Origin of the sequence: Neorhizobium sp. DAR64872/K0K18 (genome assembly GCF_050500175.1) — a bacterium.
In the GTDB taxonomy this organism is placed as follows: Bacteria; Pseudomonadota; Alphaproteobacteria; order Rhizobiales; family Rhizobiaceae; genus Neorhizobium; species Neorhizobium soli.
On record NZ_CP191446.1, the window covers coordinates 2,047,649 to 2,067,340 of the forward strand.

General features: G+C 61.3%; 19 protein-coding genes and 1 tRNA gene. 5 read left to right on the forward strand and 15 right to left on the reverse strand.

Features of this window, described 5'->3' with window-relative positions; translation table 11 throughout:
- Positions 1–39: 39 nt before the first annotated feature.
- Positions 40–702 carry a phosphatase PAP2 family protein gene (locus ACQY1P_RS15455; RefSeq protein WP_062457946.1) on the reverse strand — a complete coding sequence of 221 codons (663 nt, stop codon included), beginning with the start codon at positions 700–702 and terminating at the stop codon, positions 40–42.
- A gap of 271 nt (positions 703–973) precedes the next feature.
- Here ACQY1P_RS15455 and ACQY1P_RS15460 point away from each other — a divergent pair, with 271 nt between their 5' ends.
- Positions 974–2,356, forward strand: coding sequence for a sensor histidine kinase (locus tag ACQY1P_RS15460; RefSeq protein WP_430254194.1), 1,383 nt, complete (start codon positions 974–976; stop codon positions 2,354–2,356).
- Complete coding sequence (locus ACQY1P_RS15465) at positions 2,353–3,018, forward strand: response regulator (RefSeq protein WP_062455995.1); 666 nt, start codon at positions 2,353–2,355, stop codon at positions 3,016–3,018. The genes ACQY1P_RS15460 and ACQY1P_RS15465 overlap by 4 nt, the downstream gene beginning before the upstream one ends.
- An 11-nt stretch (positions 3,019–3,029) precedes the next feature.
- Here the strand turns inward: ACQY1P_RS15465 and ACQY1P_RS15470 are convergent, their stop codons facing one another.
- Positions 3,030–3,746 carry a hypothetical protein gene (locus tag ACQY1P_RS15470; RefSeq protein ID WP_430254196.1) on the reverse strand — a complete coding sequence of 239 codons (717 nt, stop codon included), beginning with the start codon at positions 3,744–3,746 and terminating at the stop codon, positions 3,030–3,032.
- 391 nt (positions 3,747–4,137) lie between these two features.
- On the opposite strand from ACQY1P_RS15470, the gene ACQY1P_RS15475 reads away from it, so the two are divergent.
- Both ACQY1P_RS15475 and ACQY1P_RS15480 read left to right on the forward strand, forming a co-directional pair.
- Complete coding sequence (locus ACQY1P_RS15475; RefSeq protein ID WP_062455989.1) at positions 4,138–4,536, forward strand: DUF1236 domain-containing protein; 399 nt, start codon at positions 4,138–4,140, stop codon at positions 4,534–4,536.
- Positions 4,537–4,817: 281 nt separating this feature from the next.
- A complete protein-coding gene (locus tag ACQY1P_RS15480) occupies positions 4,818–5,477 on the forward strand; it encodes a peroxiredoxin (RefSeq protein ID WP_092660551.1) in 660 nt (219 codons plus the stop codon).
- A gap of 64 nt (positions 5,478–5,541) precedes the next feature.
- Here ACQY1P_RS15480 and ACQY1P_RS15485 read toward each other — a convergent pair whose 3' ends face one another.
- The 13 genes from ACQY1P_RS15485 to ACQY1P_RS15545 form a co-directional block, all read right to left on the reverse strand.
- Positions 5,542–5,820, reverse strand: coding sequence for a hypothetical protein (locus tag ACQY1P_RS15485; RefSeq protein WP_062581198.1), 279 nt, complete (start codon positions 5,818–5,820; stop codon positions 5,542–5,544).
- Between the two features lie 126 nt (positions 5,821–5,946).
- Positions 5,947–6,036, reverse strand: a tRNA-Ser gene (locus ACQY1P_RS15490).
- Between the two features lie 112 nt (positions 6,037–6,148).
- On the reverse strand, positions 6,149–7,204 hold the full coding sequence (locus tag ACQY1P_RS15495) for a DUF2218 domain-containing protein (RefSeq protein WP_430254198.1): 1,056 nt from the start codon (positions 7,202–7,204) through the stop codon (positions 6,149–6,151).
- A 112-nt stretch (positions 7,205–7,316) separates the two neighbouring features.
- Positions 7,317–9,491: a TonB-dependent siderophore receptor gene (locus ACQY1P_RS15500; RefSeq protein WP_430254200.1), complete on the reverse strand. Its 2,175-nt coding sequence runs from the start codon at positions 9,489–9,491 to the stop codon at positions 7,317–7,319.
- Positions 9,492–9,631: 140 nt separating this feature from the next.
- The gene (locus tag ACQY1P_RS15505) at positions 9,632–10,519 is read right to left on the reverse strand and encodes a helix-turn-helix domain-containing protein (protein ID WP_430254202.1); all 888 of its coding nucleotides are present in this window, start codon (positions 10,517–10,519) and stop codon (positions 9,632–9,634) included.
- Positions 10,520–10,662: 143 nt separating this feature from the next.
- Positions 10,663–12,096, reverse strand: coding sequence for an aldehyde dehydrogenase family protein (locus tag ACQY1P_RS15510; RefSeq protein ID WP_092660545.1), 1,434 nt, complete (start codon positions 12,094–12,096; stop codon positions 10,663–10,665).
- A 15-nt stretch (positions 12,097–12,111) separates the two neighbouring features.
- Entirely contained in the window at positions 12,112–12,909 is a 798-nt protein-coding gene (locus ACQY1P_RS15515) for an NAD-dependent epimerase/dehydratase family protein (RefSeq protein ID WP_174196478.1), read from the reverse strand.
- Between the two features lie 80 nt (positions 12,910–12,989).
- Entirely contained in the window at positions 12,990–14,480 is a 1,491-nt protein-coding gene (locus tag ACQY1P_RS15520; protein ID WP_430254205.1) for an HAL/PAL/TAL family ammonia-lyase, read from the reverse strand.
- 92 nt (positions 14,481–14,572) lie between these two features.
- Positions 14,573–15,394 carry a phosphate/phosphite/phosphonate ABC transporter substrate-binding protein gene (locus tag ACQY1P_RS15525; protein WP_113110701.1) on the reverse strand — a complete coding sequence of 274 codons (822 nt, stop codon included), beginning with the start codon at positions 15,392–15,394 and terminating at the stop codon, positions 14,573–14,575.
- Positions 15,394–16,110: an ABC transporter ATP-binding protein gene (locus ACQY1P_RS15530; RefSeq protein WP_092661081.1), complete on the reverse strand. Its 717-nt coding sequence runs from the start codon at positions 16,108–16,110 to the stop codon at positions 15,394–15,396. The genes ACQY1P_RS15525 and ACQY1P_RS15530 overlap by 1 nt, the downstream gene beginning before the upstream one ends.
- Positions 16,091–16,870 (reverse strand): ABC transporter ATP-binding protein, encoded by a 780-nt coding sequence (locus ACQY1P_RS15535; protein WP_430243089.1) that lies wholly within the window; start codon positions 16,868–16,870, stop codon positions 16,091–16,093. Before ACQY1P_RS15535 ends, ACQY1P_RS15530 begins: the two co-directional genes overlap by 20 nt.
- On the reverse strand, positions 16,867–17,871 hold the full coding sequence (locus tag ACQY1P_RS15540; protein ID WP_430254207.1) for a branched-chain amino acid ABC transporter permease: 1,005 nt from the start codon (positions 17,869–17,871) through the stop codon (positions 16,867–16,869). Before ACQY1P_RS15540 ends, ACQY1P_RS15535 begins: the two co-directional genes overlap by 4 nt.
- A 1-nt stretch (position 17,872) precedes the next feature.
- Positions 17,873–18,736 carry a branched-chain amino acid ABC transporter permease gene (locus tag ACQY1P_RS15545; protein ID WP_280141281.1) on the reverse strand — a complete coding sequence of 288 codons (864 nt, stop codon included), beginning with the start codon at positions 18,734–18,736 and terminating at the stop codon, positions 17,873–17,875.
- 372 nt (positions 18,737–19,108) lie between these two features.
- Here ACQY1P_RS15545 and ACQY1P_RS15550 point away from each other — a divergent pair, with 372 nt between their 5' ends.
- Positions 19,109–19,426 carry a hypothetical protein gene (locus tag ACQY1P_RS15550; protein ID WP_062455952.1) on the forward strand — a complete coding sequence of 106 codons (318 nt, stop codon included), beginning with the start codon at positions 19,109–19,111 and terminating at the stop codon, positions 19,424–19,426.
- The last annotated feature ends 266 nt before the right edge of the window (positions 19,427–19,692 follow it).

The following is a 19,692-nucleotide window of genomic DNA, read 5'->3' on the forward strand; positions in this document are numbered from 1 at the left end:
TTTTCGTTTGCCCACTCATTCCCGACGCGGTCGTTTCATTCAAGATGCGCGTGACGAAATATACCGTCGCGCGACAATCCAGCAGCCGGCAGCCCAGGCTGCACCCGCACACCACCCCGCCATCACGTCTGTTGGATAGTGAACGCCCAGATAGAGGCGGCTGAGACCGACCAGCAGGGTCAGCAGGATGCCGGTCGCGAGGAAAAAGATGCGGGTCGAGCGATATTGTTCGGCACGTGACAGCAGCGCCGCAAGGGTGAGATAGGTCACCGCCGAAAGCATCGCATGCCCGCTCGGGAAGCTCAGGTCGTGGACATTGACGAGATGCGGTACGATGTCCGGCCTTGGCCGCGCCACGCCCAGCTTGAGAAGGTTGCTGAGCAGCCAACCGCCGAGAATGGATAGAAACATGAAGACGGCGATCGAGCGGCGGCCCGCGAGCAGAAGATAGATCGTGGCAAGCACGGTCATAAGCGATAGCACGGTAATGCCGCCAAGCGCGGTGATGTCACCGACGGCATGGGTCAGCCAGTAGGGCCCGATGGGCACCGAAGGGTCGCCTGCCTGGCGCAGAGCAAGCAGTATCCGTTCGTCGAATTCGTGCGTTTCGCCATCGATCACGATACCGGTCAGGCTGATGAACAGGAAGAGGCTACCGGCCAGGAGTGAGAACATGATCAGGCCAAGAGGCTCAAACGTCATGAACCGCTCGGCAATGATCGTTCTCAGGCGTTGCAGCACGGCATCGTCTCCGGGTTTGCATCATCAGCCGCGATGGCGACGACGTCGTTGTCGGTTTCATTGCTGCAACAGATAGGCAGAAGAGACGTGAAGGCAAAGAAGGTGCATGAAGAATGTGTTGTGGAGGCATCATCGCTCCTTTCGCGACACGGCCACAATTGATCCTGCTTTCGGCTGCCATAGGTATGGCTCAATCAATCGAGGCCCCGGGGCATTGCTGAAGACAGGAATTTTGGAACGCTGGAACCAACAGACGCTGGCGCGGCAATTTCTGTTTGCCGGCGGCATCGTGTCCATCGTTGCAATGCTGCTGGTCGGCGCCTTCGTGACGAACCTCATCGAGGATGCGGTCACACGCAATTCTGCGGCCACCACCGCACTCTATGTCGATAGCATCATTGCGCCGATCCTGCCGAATCTCAAGACAACGGACACGCTCGACGACGTGACCAACCGCGTTCTCGACGAAACCTTCGGTCAGGGCGCTCTCGGGAAGCAGGTCGTCTCCTTCAGGCTATGGCGCGCAGACGGCACCGTTCTCTATGCGACGGACAAAACGATCCAGGGCAAACGTTTCCCGCCGGGCAAGGATCTGACCGCAGCCTTTTCCGGCAAGATGGTCGCACAGTTCGACTATGTCGATGATGCCGAAAGTTTCGATCAGCGCAGTTTCGGAAAGCCGCTTCTCGAAATCTACAATCCGATTCTGCAGCCGTGGTCCGGCGAGGTGATCGCGGTCACGGAATTCTACGAGATCGCCGATGATTTCCAGCAAAGCCTGTCGCAGGCGCGCCTTCAGAGCTGGCTGGCCGTCGCCGGGGTCACGACGACGTTCTTCCTGCTTTTGTCGGCGATCGTCTTCAAGGGCAGCCGGATGATCGAGGCGCAGCAGCGCAGCCTCACGGAGCGGGTGGTTGACCTGCAGAGCCTGCTGACCCAGAACAGGACCTTGCACAGCCGTGCACAGCGCGCGTCGCAACGCGCAACAGCGTTGAACGAAGGCTACCTGCGGCGGCTGGGCGCCGACCTGCATGACGGCCCCGCCCAGCTTGTCGCCTACGCGGCGCTGCGCGTCGACAGCGCGCTCCTGGTCGATCCGGAAGCTCCCCGCGATGTCCGGGAAGCGGAGATTGCTGCAATCAAGGCCCGCTTGCAGGAAGCGATGGATGAGATCCGCAGCATCTGCAGCGGGCTTGTCCTGCCGCAGATCGAGACGGCAGCTGTGCCGGAAATCCTCGAAAAGGTCGTAGGCGCTCACCGCGAGCGGACTGCGGCGACCGTTGACCTCAAGATCGCATCGCCCGCCAGACCGCTTCTTCCTTCCGCCAAGATCTGTATCTACCGCTTTGTGCAGGAAGCGTTGAACAACGGATACAGGCACGCCGCTGGTGCAAACCAGACAGTCACCCAAACCTACGAAGGCAACATGATCATTGTCGAGGTAAGCGACGATGGACCCGGCTTCGACAAATCCAGTATGAGGCCGGAAGGATTAGGGATCGCTGGTCTCAGGGAGCGGATTGAAAGCCTCGGGGGAACCTTTGATCTCGCGACGTCTTCTCGTGGAACAACGGTCAGAATGTCGCTGAACGTTCATGAATCGGAGCATGTATGAAAGCCCCAACCAGAATAGCCGTCATCGACGATCACCCGCTGTTTCGCGAGGGAGTGATCCGCAGCCTATCTGAAATGGAGGGTTTCGAGATCGTGGCGGAAGGTGGCTCAAAGGACGAGGCGCTTCATATCGTCGAGCATATACGCCCCGACGTGATGCTGATGGACATCTCGATGCCCGGAAACGGACTGCAGGCCGTTGCCGGCGCCGTCGAGGCCTGGCCCCCTATCAAGATCGTCATGCTGACCGTATCGGAAGCCAACGAGGACATCGCAGGTGCCCTGAAGCTTGGAGCGAAAGGCTATGTTCTGAAAGGCATCGGATCCCGCGAACTGGCCGACGTCGTCCGCACCGTTGCCTCTGGAGAACCCTACCTGGCCCCTAGCCTCTCTGCCCGGCTTCTCGCCGGCATGGCAAAGGAAAGGGAAAATGCCGCCAAGCAGGATCTGATGGCGGAATTGACGGATCGCGAACAGGAAGTCCTCAACCTCGTGGCATCGGGTCTCAGCAACAAGCGGGTGGCGCAACTGCTCGATCTGCATGAGAAGACGGTCAAGCACCACATGACGCGCATTCTGTCGAAACTCAAAGTCTCCAACCGCACCGAAGCAGCGCTGGCCCTTCGCGATGCGACCGAAAGTCGGACGGGCGGAGCAGCCTAGTGCGGTATCCGTTAGCGGCTTAGCGTCTCAAGTCTCTTTCGGTCCGATTGTGTGGCCTCGCGGTTCACGATCGGTCTTTGCCGTGAATCCCGCATCTCGTACCGATCGCCTGAGATCCGCTCAGTGGTTCCGTTCGCATGACGAACAGACAGCGAGCGCGAATTCTTAGAGGTCTTCTTCCGTCCTTCGGCCGAGACGTCCGGTGTCTCGGGTGTCGTTCCGATCGCATTGTCCTTTTGGGTGCCGGTGTTCTGCGGTCCATCAGTCACGGCTCCATTCGCCGGAGCATCCGAGGGTGTCCCCGACGTACCGGCATTTTGCGCGTCCCCGCGATTGCCCTCTCCCGGCGCACCGCTACCAGAGCCGCCCTTGCCCCCGTCACCCTTCGATCCGCCATCCGCGCCGTCACCCGCTGAGCCGCCGCCCTGCCCTGACCCGCCTTGGCCTGAACCACCTGGGCCAGAGCCACCGGGACCAGAGCCACCCGAGCCAGAACCACCTTGCCCCGAGCCACCTTGCCCCGAGCCACCCTGACCCGAGCCTCCCCTGCCACCATTACCGCCGGCTCCGCCACCAGACCCTGCACCGCCATTGCCTTGCGCCTGTGCCTGGGCGATCCCGATCAGCATTCCATCCGACGCCACATCGAAACGAAGCTGCGCAGGCAGAAACACCGTGACGAATGCTGCGGTGGTGACGGCGGTGAGTATGTCTCGGCGTGTGATCATCTGTTGGCTCTTCAAATATGCCGTGACAACCGGCGCAATGCCCGTCGTATCGGCCTCTTGCCACATGAGGTGTCAGCATCCCGCCTGCGCAGGTGCACTGAATATTTGAAATCCACCGGCCGCCGGAATTGTTCCGTCTTTTCCGTCTCTCCGGCAAGATCCGGCATGTCTCAGCCTTTGGTCCCATACCGCACAGGACTGAAGCCCAATGGCTGGAACGAACCATCCGTTCGGCCATTGTCAGGTCGTATCAAGGCGCTGAACACATTATCCTTTTGGGTATCAGGACATCGCCATACTCATCCAGAACGGGGTCGAAAACGACCGTTGCATCTGGCGGAACATAAAACTGCCGGGCCGGTCCCGTCGCAGGCATCGAAAGGTATACGTTATGAAAACGAAGATCCTCGTTCTTTCTACCCTTCTTAGCATCGGCATTGCGCCGGTCGCTATGGCGCAGCAGGGCACGGTTAATGGTGCAGCAGGCGGCGCGGTTACCGGCGCAATCGTCGGCGGACCTGTCGGCGCAGCCGTTGGTGGCGTCGCTGGCGCGATCGTCGGCAGCGCAATCGATCCGCCGCCGCAGCGCGTCGTCACCTATGTCGAGCAGCAGCCGATGCCAACCGAACGCGTCGTCGTCAAGGAGCGCATCGTGGTCGGCCAGGCGGTTCCTGAAACCGTCGTTCTCTCGCAGATCCCAGAAGCGCCGGAATATTCCTACACGGTCGTCAACGAGGAACGCGTGATCGTCGATCCGCAGACCCGCAAGGTCGTCCAGATCATCCGCTAATCGCGGTCGAAGGATTTCCCGTCAGCCTCGCCTTCCGAAAGGAACGCGAGGCTGATTTGCATTCAGATGCCGGTCATCGGCGACGAACTCAGACCGCGCAACGCGACTTCGATATCGTTACTCGATGCGCAACTTTTCGCCCCATCTCGCTCGCAATTTGGAACAAACGTGGTGGTATTCAGTGGGCCGACCGCTAATATCTAAGGTGGCCCAAAGGCGGCGCCCGACCGGGTATGTCGCCGTCACCGATCACAATGCGAAAAGCACTGGAGGACTTCATCATGAGCCTGCGTATCAACGACATCGCCCCGGACTTTACTGCCGAAACAACCCAAGGCACGATTGAATTCCACAACTGGATCGGCGATGGCTGGGCGGTTCTGTTTTCCCACCCCAAGAACTTCACGCCCGTCTGCACCACCGAACTCGGCACCATGGCGGGGCTCGAAGGTGAATTCACCAAGCGCGGCGTCAAGATCGTCGGCATCTCGGTCGATCCTGTCGAAAGCCACGGCAAGTGGAAGGACGATATTCGCACAGCCACCGGCTACGATGTCGATTATCCGTTGATCGGCGACAAGGATCTGAACGTCGCGAAACTCTACGACATGCTGCCGGCAAGCGCCGGGTCATCGTCTGAGGGCCGCACACCTGCAGACAACGCGACGGTACGTTCCGTCTATGTCATCGGTCCAGACAAGAAGATCAAACTGATCCTCACTTACCCGATGACAACAGGTCGCAATTTTAATGAAATCTTGAGGGCGATCGATTCGATCCAGCTGACGTCAAAGCATCAGGTCGCAACGCCCGCCAACTGGCAGCAGGGCGACGATGTGATCATTACGGCAGGGGTTTCGAATGAGGATGCGCTTGCGCGTTTTGGATCGTTCGACACGGTTCTTCCGTATCTGCGCAAGACGAAACAGCCGTCGGCCTGAGCCCTACATCCACAATGTGAAAACAGGCGCATGGAAGAAATCCATGCGCCTGTTTCAGGTCTAATTAGTCGCGCTCAGCGGCACTGTACAGAAGGAAGCCGATTGCGGCTCCGATCGCGAGCGCGCCGACGAGTGCACCGGTTGCGGTGCCTGGGTTGCGGCGTACGACCTCCGAAATGTCATGGCTGCCGTGCTGCAATTGCCGCGCCACCTGGCGGGCACGCGGCGCGAGATAGCTGGATGCCTCGCTTGCCGAAGAGCTGGCCTGTTTCATGAGAGCCGAACGCAGGTCGGCGAGCTGATCGGACAGACGATCGATGTCGGAGGAAATATCGCGAGCCATGGGGTATCCTTCTTGATAGGTGAATGACTATCAACGGGTACGTCGCGAGGTGGTTCCTGACTTATCTTTCTGAAGGTGCAAAAGTTCCCAGAAAAGATGTCGAGACGAAACGATCTGGGAAAATAATGGCGGAGAAGATGGGATTCGAACCCACGATACCCTTCCGGGTATACTCCCTTAGCAGGGGAGCGCCTTCGACCACTCGGCCACCTCTCCGCACTGTTCCCTAAAAGGGAACGATCGCGTCCTATCTGCTTCGCCCTGCCGGCGTCAACCGTGTTGCCGCTCGCACGCGACGATTAGGGCCTTTGCCCCACGGCAATCGCTCTCAGTGCTTGTTCTCGCCCCAGTATCCGATCACGCACATGCGCTTCTTGTCGTGGCCGCGGGACTTCAGATGATTGCGGATCGGCCGAGCTTCGGACTTCTCGCATCCGACCCAGATAAAGGTGTCAGGCCCCGCCTGCTCGATAACAGGAAGAACGACGGGACCGAGGATCCCGGCTTTGCCAGGCGTAATCCCCTTGCGATGCAGCCACGTGATCTCGACCGACGCCCTGGAGCAGAGCGGCAACTGATCGGCAACGTCGTCGACTTCGATAAACACCTGCAGCCGCGCATCACCAGGCGCTTCGGCCAGGATGCGCGAAATTGCCGGCAAGGCCGTATCGTCGCCGGCAAGGATCATGTGCCGGGCATCCGGCAAACCGCCGCCGCCCGGGCCCAGCAGACCTGCGACATCGCCCGGTTCGGCATGGCGGCCGAACTCGGCACCCGGCATCGGCCGGCCGTCGCTTTCATGCAGAACGAAATCGATATCCATCTCGCCGCGCGCAACGTCGACACTGCGGATCGTGTAGATGCGGATCACCATTTCGTCTTCGCCGTTCAGCCAGCCGAGGCGACCATCCGCACGGGTAACCGGCCAGACGGGCTTGCGGCCCTTCTTCGGGATCAGCAGGCGAATGTGGTAGTCGGCGCCGACGAACCGGGCAACGTCGTCGCAGGCAAGCGTCAGGCGGCGCATATGCGGCGTTACATGCCGCGCGGCAACGACGCGAATTTCGGTAAGGCCCGGGATCGGCGTCAGGACCGCTTCGTCATGCCAGTTCAGCTCAAGCGGCTCTTCGCCGGCAAACATGAAGAGATGCTCGGCAATCGAGCTGCGCACCAGTTGCAGCAACTGCGCCGACGGGCAGGAAATATCGATCGAAAGGCAGCCGCCCTGCTTGCGGATATTGGCTTCGCCAACCTCGCTTGCGAGATTGACGTGGTCGCCGTCGCGCTTGACCTCGCTATGCTCGACGAAATGTTCGCAGATCTCGCACAGCATGCGCTCCGGGTCGACCGGAATTGCCTGGCCGGAAAGCGTAAACCTGTCCATCAACATTCCCGTCGCGCTCCTCTGCGCTCACCCGTTCGTCAACAGTTCATGAGCCGGTCGAATGGAAAGGCCCCGTAGGGCCTTCCTGCTAAACTTTACCGGCGCTGTCAAGTTACCAGACCTTGCTCACCTTTAAGGTCAGCGTACGCGCTTCGCCGTAGCCGCAGAAATACATCGTGTTGCAGCCCGCAACGTATTCCTTGTCGAACAGGTTGGTCACGTTGAGCGCAGCCTTCCAGTCGTTCTTCTCATAGCGGATCCCGGCATCGAACACCGTTGCGTCCTCCACCCGAAGCGTATTGGCGTCGTCAGCCCAGGACTTGCCGCGGTAGCGCACACCGGCCCCGAGACCCACGCCTGCGAGCGGTCCGTCCGTGACCGTGTAGTCCAGCCAGAGCGATGTCTGCGCGTTCGGCACCACCGCCGGCGTATTGCCCTCCAGCGACGAATCGCCAGGGTTTTCGGTGAACTCGAGATCGGTGTAGGAGGCGGCAGCGATGAGCTTCCAGTTGCGATCGAGATTGAACTTGCCTTCGAGTTCAACACCGCGTGAGCGGACTTCGCCGAGCTGACGGTCACCGATGGCCGGGATACTGACCGTATAGTTCTGCTTGTCGATCTGGAACACCGACGCCGTCAGACTTCCGTCGAGCCAGGTCGGCTCGTACTTGACGCCGGCCTCGTACTGCTCGCCTTCTTCGGGCTTCAGCGCGCCATCCGCACCGGTGCCGACAAGCGGGCTGAAGAAGGTGGCGACGCTTGCGTAAGGCGTGACACCGTTTTCGAATTCGTAGGCGATGCCCGCACGACCGCTCCAGGCGGTATCGTTCAGCTTGGCATCACCGGTGCCAAGGCGGTCGTCCACCTCGCTTTCAAGATAATCGAAGCGACCGTTGAGGGTGGCGACCCAGCCTCCGCCGAACTTGATCTGGTCCTGAACATACGCACCGACCTGATTGATCGTGTAGATCTGATGCGTCGAAGGCACGAGTGTTGGTGTTGGCAGGTCATTGCTCGGGTTGAGCGGATCGTATTGCGGCGGATAGGACCCGAAGGGTGTCGCGAGCTGATCGTTGTCGAGACGGTAGTAGCGATAATCCACGCCAGCCATCACCTTGTGGCTCGCGCCGCCAAGCTCGAACTCGTTCTCCAGCCGGTTGTCGATATTGAACGAGTCGGCCGAAGAGCGCACGTCGTCCGCGTAGGTCAGCACCAGACCATCGGTCTGCGAGAGGAAGTCGAACGCGTAGATCTGGCGTTCGCGCTTGTCGAGATGCGCGTAACGCAGGTTCTGCGTGAACTTCCAGCCGCTATCGAATTCATGCTCGAACTCGTAGCCGACCATTGCCTGGGTCGAGCGACCGATATCGAAATCCGGATCGCCGACAAACACGTCACGGTCAAGTTTGCCGAACACGGGATTGCTTTCCACGGTGCCCGTATAGGGCAGCAGACCGTTGGACGTATGGGTCTGATCGAGCTTGCTGACGGAGCCCCAGACATTGAGGCTGGTCGTGTCGGTCGGCTGGAATGTGATCTGCGGCATGAACACGCCGCGGATGTCATCCTGCTCATCCGAATAGCCCTGGCCGCCGGAAAGCTTGCCCGTGAAGCGGTAGCTGACGACATCGCTGCCGAGCGCCTTGTCCGAGAAGTCGAAGCCGGCATAACCGCTGCCGTTGCTGTCCACTCCGAGCTCGGTGTAAAAATAGGGCTCGTCCGTCGGACGCTTGCGCACCAGGTTCACGACACCGCCGGCATTGGCGCCCCCGAGCAGAACCGATGCCGGGCCTTTGAGAACCTCCACGCGCTCCAGCAGGAACGGATCGATCTGGAAATTGCCGAAGGCGTGGCTGGTCAGAGCCAGATTGTCGTAGAAGAGACCGGTCTGCGACGCGTTGAAGCCGCGCACATAAATCCAGTCGGTATCGGGATCCGAACCGTAAGGCTGCGCAAAGACGCCGGGCGTATAGAGAAGCGCCTGATCGACCTTGTCGACGACGCCGCGATCCTCCAGCTCCTGCCGTCCGACGACGGATACGGACTGCGGAATTTCATTGATCGGCGTATCGGTCTTGGAACCCGTGGTCGTCTGCTTGGCAACGTAACCGTCGACGGGGCCGGTCCCGCCGCCTTCCGTTCCTTGGCCCTCGATGACGATCGGTGCAAGCGTTGTCCCCTCGCTCTGCACCTGCGCCCGCGCGCTAAAGGATGCGCTGAGCGCCATCAGGGCAACCCCTGCCCCAAGCGCCGCCTTCACCTTGTTCTTCCCCACAATTCCACTCATGTTCGCCCCACTCACGCCGCCACACTACCTGGCACAATAGATGAGTGTTTAACTCAAATTAAAAGCCGTCGCTTGCCCGCATCCGCGATATTTGAACGATCTTGGGCAAAGTTCGCCGACGGGACCTCGCCACCGCCGATTCAAATCGAGTGTGACTTTTTCCATTTCGACGGCGTGGTGCCCACATGCTTGCGGAACACGCGGCTGAAATGGGCGTGATCGGCAAAGCCGCTCTCGACCGCGATTTCGGTCAGCGGCCGGGCGCCGGAAATCAGCATCTGCTTGGCACGGTCGAGACGCGCATTCATCTGCCACTCGTGCGGTGCAAACCCGGTGGATGCCTTGAACGAGTGGCTGAAATGCGATTGCGACAGACCCGTCAGGCTGGCGATTTCCTGCAGCCGGATGCTGCGAAGGCAATTGGCCTCGATGAATTCCACAGCGCGCCGCAACTGCCACGGGGCAAGCGTGCTGCGCTTGCGAGCGTCCGAGAGTTTGACGATCTTCAGCACATCGACGAGCAGCGCGACCGTCAGCCCATCGCCATAGAGATCGTGGAGCGGATCGGGATTGGCGACTTCCGTCGCGATCAGCTGCGCCAGCGACATCACGCGCGGATCGGCAAACAGAAGATGCGGCTCGGTCAGACGCCGCGGATCGAGCTCGTCCATCAGCCTGCGGCGCAAACCGTCCGCATCGAAATGAATGTCGAGGTGCCGCACATACTGGACGTCTTCGATATCCACCCAGAGATCCATTTCGGCCGGAATATAGGAAATCGGGCTTTTGCAACTGTCCTGCGGCGAACCGCCTGCCCGGGGACTGCGTTTAACCAGCGGCCGTCCACCACCCCGGTGCTCCAGCAGGATGAAAAGTCGCGGATCCTGCGCCACGTAATAACCGCCCGCATGCGGGCCGCATTCCACATCCCACAGATCTACGGTGATCCCATTCCAGTGCCTTCGACGCATGCCGCCGATGACCGAAAAACCCTCGATCTGGTTTCGCATCCGAGGCTGGAAGGTCATCGATTCACCGTGGCACATTAAACTTGTTTGTGATTATCAAGTTTAAGCGCTTGCATCAATCCCCGCCAATTCCGGTTGCCCGTTGCAGAGGATCACGGTGATTGCACCCGGCGCAACATCTGCTACGCCGGGGCCAAATTCGGTTACGGCAGCGTATAGGCTGTCTTCACTACGGTGAAGAATTCCGCTGCATATTTGCCCTGTTCGCGTGAACCGAAGGACGACGCCTTGCGGCCGCCGAACGGAACGTGGAAATCGACGCCCGCCGTCGGCAGGTTGACCATCACCATCCCGGCTTCGGAGTTGCGCTTGAAATGCGTCGCATGCTTCAGGCTGGTCGTGGCGATGCCGGCGGAAAGGCCGAACGGCGTATCGTTGGCAACGGCAAGCGCCTCGTCATAGTCCTTGACGCGGATGACCGACACGACCGGTCCGAAAATCTCTTCCTGGCTGATGCGCATCTGGTTGGTCGCTTCGGTAAACAGCGTCGGCTGCAGATAGAAGCCGGGCGTATCGCGAGACACGACCTCGCCGCCGAAGGCAAGCTTGGCGCCCTCGCTTTTGCCAATCTCGATGTAGTCGGTATCCTGCTTGAGCTGCCGTTCGTCGACGACGGGACCGATATGCGTGCCGGCCTTCAGTGCATTGTCAACGGTCAGTGACTTCAGCTTGTCGGTCATGGCAGCCACGAACTTGTCGTGGATGCCTTCCGTCACGATCAACCGCGACGAGGCCGTGCAGCGCTGGCCGGTCGAGAAGAAGCCGGAATTGGCAGCGGCTTCCACGGCGACGTTAAGGTCTGCATCGTCAAGCACCACCATCGGGTTCTTGCCGCCCATTTCCAGCTGGAACTTGCGGTTATGCTCGATCGAGGCGAGCGCCACCCGCTTGCCGGTGCCGGTCGAGCCCGTAAACGTGATGCCGCCGAGATCCCTGCTGTCGAGCATCGCCTGACCGACCACCGAGCCGCTTCCCATCACCAGGTTGAGCACACCCTTCGGCAGGCCTGCGCGGTGGAGAATATCGACGATCGCCCAGGCGCAGCCCGGCACGAGTTCGGCTGGCTTGAACACGACCGTGTTGCCGTAGCAAAGCGCCGGCGCGATCTTCCAGGCCGGAATGGCGATCGGGAAATTCCACGGTGTGATAATGCCGATGACGCCGAGCGGTTCGCGGGTAATCTCCACGGTGATGCCCGGCCGTGCCGACGGCACGATCTCGCCGGTCAGGCGCAGCGCTTCGCCGGCGAAGAAATCGAAGATCTGCGCCGCGCGCGTCACTTCGCCGATCGCCTCGGGCAGGATTTTGCCTTCTTCGCGCGCCAGCAGCTTGCCGAGCTCTTCCTTGCGGGCCAGGATCTCGTCCGCGGTCTTTTTCAGGATCGCGTGCCGCTCCAGGATGCCGGAACGCGACCATGCGGGAAACGCGGCCTTCGCAGCCGCGATCGCGGTCTTGGTATCCTCGGCGCTACCGCGGGCATAGAGACCGACGACATCTTTCGTGTCGGACGGGCTGATGTTCTCGGACGCATCCGTGCCGACCCATTCGCCGGCAATCAGGTTCTGGTAGATCGTCATTGCAAAATTCCTATCTCAGATATCGTCCGGATGCCCGGCCGTGGTGAATGCACCGCCTTGATAAATGACCGCGGGATCGGCCGGATCGTCAACCGCCGCTGCCTCCACTTCCACGCGCCATTTCGCGGACGTGTCCTGCGGCCTCCAGCCAAGGAAGGACGCGTTGCCGTTGTCCCACCACTGTTCATCGTTTGCCGAAGCGCCGTAGACCACCGTATGGCCAAGCCGTGGAGCGGAGAAGGCCCGCCCGCAAAGCGATACGAAATCCTGGTAGCTCAGCCATGTTGCCAGCATACGACGGGTCAGCGGCTTGTCGAAGCAGGACCCGATCCGCATCGACAGCGTCTCCTGCGCAAACTTCTGCCAGTACATGCTGGCAACCGCCTCGCCGAACACTTTGGAAACACCGTAAAGCGAGTCCGGCTTCGGCGCGACGCTGTTGTCGATGAATTCGTCGCGTCTGTAATAGCCGACGACATGATTGGAACTGGCGAACACGATGCGCGGCTTGCCGCTGTGGCGGGCAGCCTCGTAGAGATTGTAGAGGCCAACGATATTGGCCTGCAGGATCATGTCGAACGGTTTTTCGATCGAAACACCGCCGAGATGGATGATACCGTCGACGCCTTCAACCAGTTTGGCGACGGCTGCGGCATCGGACAGATCGCAGCGCACGAAACGCTGGTTCGCACCGGGATCATCGATGTCGGTGAGATCCGACAGCACCACTTCTTCTGCAAGCTCGCTCAGCAGCGGACGAATTCCGCGCGCAAGCCCGCCGGCGGCGCCGGTCAGCAAAAGTCTCTTCAGCATTGATCCTCCCCAGGACAGATTCCCATCGCATGTCATCATACATGATGTCTGAAGTCATACTATAAGATGCGCGAGGGAGGTCAAGCAGGCGGCGGCGGATTGCCGGCGATCAGTTGGCGCAGCACCTCCATATCGTGACCCAGCGGGCGATCGTCTGCGTAGATGGCCACATGCTGTCGCACCATATCGTGGACGTCCAGGGTGCCGATCGCGGGCGAATTGGTTTCGGCGAGAATGTCCTGCGCCTGGACGCCCGCCATCAGTTCGATCGCAAGCACCTGTTCGGCATTGTCGAGTATGGCGAGCAGCTTGTTGGCTGCCGCGGTCGGATGCGCCAGAAAATCCTCCTGAAGCCCCGATGTCAGACCGCCATCGGTTGCCGCGGGCGCGGCCAGCCGCCTGTTCTCGTTGACGAGTGCGGCAGCGGTATACTGCGCGATCATGAAGCCGGAATGGCTTCCCGCATCGGTCGCAAGAAACGGCGGCAGGCCGCTCACCAGCGGATTGACCAGCCGGTCGATGCGACGCTCACTCATGGCCGCAACCTGGGCAATCGCGCTTCCCAGCGCATCGGCGGCATGCCCGAGCGCTGGTGCCACCGCATGCGCTTCAGACCAGACGAGCGGCGCATCCGGCGTGCCCGCGATTGCAGGGTTGTCGGTGACGGAGGCAAGCTCCTGATCGACGATCCCGCAGGCATGGGCAAACACGTCGCGGGCCGCACCATGCGCATGCGGTATGGCGCGAAGGCTGAGCGCATCCTGCAATCGCCGCCCGACCGCGGCCGCGATGATACCGCTTCCCTGAAGACGCGACCGCAATGCGGCCCCGACGCTGGCAATACCCGCCGAAGGCCTCAGCGCCAGCACATCCTCGTCGAAAGCGGCCATCTGGCACCCGGCAGCCTCCAGCGTCACAGCGGCAATCGCATCGGCCCAGTCGAGTAACCGTTCGGTACGCGCGAGCGCCACGCAGGCAAGCCCGGTCGAGCAGGCGGTGCCATTGACGAGGCTGAGCCCTTCCTTGGCGCCGAGCACCAACGGTTCGAGCCCGATTGCGGCAAGCGCCGCGCGGCCGGTCATCCGCTCCCGCGCCACGCAGGCATGTCCCTCGCCGATCAGCACCAGCGCCGTATGGGCGTTGTGAATGAGGTAGCCGGCCGAGCCTTTCGACGGCATATCCGGAATGCAATCGGCCTCGAGAAACCGGCACAGGTATCGAACGATATCAGGGCGTACCCCCGAATACCCATGCACGAAATTGCCGATCTGCGCTGCGATCACCGCCCGCACCTCGCGGCGGCCAAGCAGTGGCCCGACACCACAGGCATGGCTCATGAAGATATTGCGCGAAAGCCGGCTCTGCGCCTCGCGATCGACGACCGTATCGGACAGCGCCCCGACGCCCGTCGTGATGCCGTAAGCCCTCGCGCCGTTTTCCACCAACGCCTCGACGATACGTCGGGCATAGGCGACGCGGTCCCAAGCCCCTTGCGAAAGCGCGAGATCCTCGCCTTCCGCAACGTGAGCGACATCACGCCACGTCAGTACCTTGTCGATAAGGATCGTCACGGGCAGCGTCCCTTGAAAGGCCGGGGTTGGCGAAGGCGCTACGATAGGCGTCTCAAGGGATAAGGCAAAGTCCCGGCAGCGGCGTCGATGTGTCAGGCGACGGCAGGATAGCCAAGCGCTGCGGCCTGCCGCTCAAGCTCGAGCAGCCTCTCGTAACGGGAATCGTCGAGAACCGCGAAACCGGACAGTGCCAGCACGTCACGCACATCCGCAAGCGACGGTTCGACAAGGGCGGCCTCAAGCGCTTCTCGCAAAAGCGCCACCTCGTCATCGGACGCAGATGCACGGGTGATCAACGGCAGGCCGGGGCCGGATGGGGTCTCTGCCACCACGACGATATCAGCCAGATCGTCAGGCGCGAACCGCGCCACATGACCGTACGTGATGCAGTCTATCGCAGCGCAATCCGCCCTGCCCTCGGCAACCGCAGCTATGCTGGCGGCATGCCCACCAGTCTCGATCACCTTACCGAAGAAGAGCGGTCCGCGCGCAATCAGGGCGATCACCGCGCGAAACAGGTTGGCGCCCGAATTGCTGTCGGGACTGTTGATCGCCGCCGTCCGCCCGCGCAGATCTTCAAGCGAGGATATCCCCGCATCCCTCCGAACGATCACGAAGCTGCACATATCCGGCCCGCTGCAACCGGGATAGTCATAGCAGGGCGTCGCCACCAGCCGCACGTTTCCGCGCAGACTGCTGACGTAAGGGTAGCCGCAGGTCTGCGACAACAGCAGATCCGGCAGCGGCCAGGCATCGTCATGGGAGATCGATCGGTCGAGCCTGTCGGGAACCCCGGCCATGCCGGCATCGGTCAGCCTACGGGCAACAAACGCCCACAGCGCATCGGTCGCCTGTGCAACCGCTGGCGGCCCGACATACATCGCCAAACTGGCGAGCCGCGCCGGGCTGTCCATCAATGCAGACCGCCGACACCGAGCAGACGGTCCACCGTCTGCTGATCCTTGGAAAGCGCATCCGGCGTGCCGCTCCAGGCAATGCGCCCGCGCTCCAGAATGATGACGTCTTCCGCGAAATCGAGCGCGCTCTGGATCCGCTGCTCCACCAGAAGGATGGTCATGTCGCCTGAGGTCGCAAGTGCCGCGAATGCAATCATCAGTTCCTCGCAGATGACGGGGGCGAGTCCCTCCAGCGGTTCGTCGAGAAGCAACACGGAGGGACGGCCGAGAATGGTGCGGGCCGTCGTCAGCATCTGCTGCTCGCCGCCGGAAAGCTGGTTGCCCAGATTGCTGCGCCGCTCCTTCAGCCGCGGAAACATGGCATAGGCCTCCTCGATCGCATCCTTCGGGCGCGCCTTCAAGCCGACGAACAGGTTTTCCTCCACCGTCAGGCTCGGGAATACACAGCGTTCCTGCGGCACATAGCCGAGGCCCGCGCGGGCACGGTCGGCGCTCGCGGCAGTGCTGATATCGGCACCATCAAGCGCAATCCGTCCGCCGTAACGACGGGTCTGCCCGGCAAGGCTCGCAAGCAGCGTCGTCTTGCCCATGCCGTTGCGGCCGAGAACGGCCAGCCGCCGTCCAGCCGGGACCGTGACGGTGATGTCTTCCAGCACCCTGGTCGGGCCGTAGCCCGCCGACAGGTTTTCGATCTCAAGCGACGCGGCCGGCATCGGCATAGCTCCCCAGATAGGCTTCCCTGACGCGGGGATCGCGTGTGGCGTCGCCCGGCGCGCCGTCGAAGATGACAGCACCGGCGGCAAGCACCACCACCTTTTTGGCAAACCGGAAAACGAGGTCCATGTCATGCTCGATCATCAGCACCGCCAGATCGGCCGGCAGCTCGTTGAGAGCCTGCTCGATCAGCCCGACATCGCTCTGCGGCACGCCGGCCGCCGGTTCGTCGAGGAGAAGCACTTTCGGCTTCAAGGCGAGCGCGATGGCGATTTCCAGAAGACGCTGCTGACCGTAGGCGATCTCGCGAACCTTGCGGTGCATGAGCGCGGTCAGCCGCAACGTCTCGAGCCGGTGCTCCACCTCCTGCATCACGTCAGCCATGGTCAGGAAATTGCCGAAGATACGGCCGGACCGTCCTTCCCGCTGCAGGACCGCAAGGCCCAGATGTTCGGCCGCCGTCATATCCTGAAACAGCCGTGTCACCTGGAAGGACCGCACCAGCCCGCGTTTGACGCGAGCACTCGCGTCGAGCCCCGTGATCACCTCGCCACCCAGCCGCACCTCGCCAGAACTGGGGGCCAGCGTTCCCGTCACCAGATTGACGAAGGTCGTCTTGCCGGCACCGTTCGGGCCGATCAACGCCACCCGATCGCCCGCCGCCATGGACAGCGAAACATCGTTCGTGACCACCAGCCCGCCAAACGACTTTTTGAGGGAGACGACTTCGAACACGGGACTTCCGACAACTGCGGTCATGGCCGTCCCTCCCGCCGTTTTTCAAGAAACGCCGCCACCGTTCCATAGATGCCCTTCGGCGCAAACAGCACCACGGCAATCAGAAGCGCGCCGACCATGGTCAGCCAGTGGAAAGGATTGACCGAGGACACATAGTCCTGAAACATCATGAAGGCGACGGTGCCGGCAAGGGCCCCGAACAGCGAACCCGTGCCGCCGAGTGCCAACATCACAAGCGCTTCCGCAGACTGGGTAAACGACAGCGTATCGAGCCCGACCACCTGCGTGGAGATGGCGTTGAGCGCGCCGCCCAGCCCCGCGACCGCCCCGGAAACTCCATACATCTTGACGATCGCGCGCTTCGGCGAGGCGCCCATCGCCCGGATCCGCAGCGGATCCTCCTTCAGCCCGCGACACAGCATGCCGAATGGCGACCGCACGAGAATGCGCAGGAGAACGAACACGACGAGCAGCATCACGACCGCGAACACATAGGCCGTATTGCCGAACAGATCGAATTCGAAACGGCCGAAGATCGGATCCGGCGCGATCCCCGAAAGGCCGTCGCTGCCGCCGGTAAAGGACGACATCTTGTTGGCAAGCTCGTGAAACAGATGAATGAGCGCGATCGACAGAACCAGTTGCGGCAGGCCATGGGCACGCAGCATGACGAGCCCCGACAACAGCCCGGCAAGCGCTCCGCCGATAAGACCCGCAAGCGTCATCAGCAGCGGATCGTTGATGCCGTAATGGGCAGAGAGAATACCGGCCGCATAGGCGCCGCTGCCAAACAGCGCCGCATGGCCAAGCGTCGCCACGCCGCAATAGCCGGTAACGAGATCGAGCGAAAGCACGAGCAGCGCCACCGCGATGATCCGCGTCAGAAGCGCCAGATTATCCGGAAAGGCAAAATAGCCGATCGCCGCGGCAAGGACGATCACGCCGAACCCCACGACATCGCGCATCAGCGAACGCCGACGGCGCATTGCGCCCATATCCCTTGAACTCACATCAACCGCCATTCTATTTCGCCCCCTTCATGAGGCCGTTCGGAAACACGCAGATGATGGCGATCACCGCAAGGTAGAAGAAGAACTCGCCGAACTCGGGCAGGAGATAGCGGCCCGTCGTATCGACCGCGCCGAGCAGCAGGCAGGCGAGCAGCGTGCCCCCGATCGAGCCTGCCCCGCCGACGGAAACGACGACCAGGAATGTCACGAGATAGCGCAGCGCATAATAGGGTTCGACCGGCAGCAGCTCCGCCCCGACCACGCCGCCGAAGGCCGCAAGCCCGACCGCGACCGCAAAGCTGACCGCATAGATGATTTCGGTGCGAACCCCCAGCGCTGAGGCCATCGCCGCATTGTCGACCGAGGCCCGCAGCCTGATGCCGAAACCGGTCTTCTCGATCGCAAGCCACAGGCAAAGCGCCACGGCAAGACCGCAGAAGATCGCAAACAGCCGATGCGCGGAAATGCTGCGGAAACCGAGATCGACCGGCTGCTGCAGCATATCCGAAAGCGGAATGGTCTTCAGCGTCGGCCCCATCAGGTAATTGGCAAGCCCGATGATGCAAAAGGTGATACCGATCGTCATCAGCACCTGCGTCAGTTCCGGCGCGCCATAGATGCGCCGATAGAGAAACCGCTCGATCGGCACCGCAATCACGATCGTCGCAACCACGGCGGCAAGGATAGCCGGCGCATAGCCAAGGCCGAGATCCCGCGAAACGTAGGAGGCGACGTAGCCGCCGATCATCGCGAAGGCACCATGGGCGAGATTGACTACCCGCATCAGCCCCATCGTCACCGAAAGCCCGATCGAAATCACGAACAGGATCATGCCATAGGCGAGCGCATCGATACCGATGCTCAAAATCGTCTGCAACCGTCTCGCCTCCCATGCGGTCCTGAACTGCAGGCTGCTTATAATTGAAGCCGAAGGTCAAGAAAATTGCTGGGGTGACAAAAGCCGGAATTCACCCGACATGGGGTTATCCACAGAGCGGGGCTACGGCATGGCGAACGAAGCGAACCGACCATGCACGAACGCCACCAGCTGCCTCGTGGCCGACCAGTCGCCAGCGAGTGGCCTAGAAGTTGCCGGCAACCGTGCTCCCGAATGACGCAACCGAACCGACGAAGCTGCCAATCATCAAAAACCCACGGCCCGCCCGCATGAAGATCTTTTGCTAATGTGAGGAAACCTTTTGCCCGCCATCGGGTTAAGTCACCGTAGGGAATACAAGGAAACACCATAATGATGAAGCTTCTCGCAGTAACGATCCTTTCCGCTGGTCTCGCAACGTCGGCTATGGCCCAGACGGCAACGTCCGGCACCGCCGCAGACCGCAGCAATGTACAGCAGAACACCGCAGGCGAAGGTGGCAACATCCCGCCGAAGCCAGCAGCTTCCGGCACCGTCGATTCGACAGCTACCAACAGCACCATGCCGAGCAGCAGCACGATGGGCGAAGGCAGCAAGAAGTGCAACAACGGCGGCCAGCCAGGTGACGCAGCCAACTCGGGCAACCTCCCGAACAACACCGGCACAACCGTCCAGGGCACCAACTGCTAATCAGCAGTTTTTCCCCAAAAGCGCTCTTCGCGATACCGCGGGGGGCGCTTTTTTTTGGGCTGGTGGTGGGGGATTGAGGTGCAAAAAGGAGTGGCATTTTGAGTCGAAAAGTCTCTGGTCAGAGCTTCGTCGTCCGGATGCTCCGCGGCTCATGGAGCTTGGACAGCAGCTCGAAAAAATCTGCGAGCGAATGGCTGACGTCATTATCAATTAGCTGAGCATAGGTCCGACGCGCCGGGGTCTTGCTGGAGAAGAAAATGTAAAAC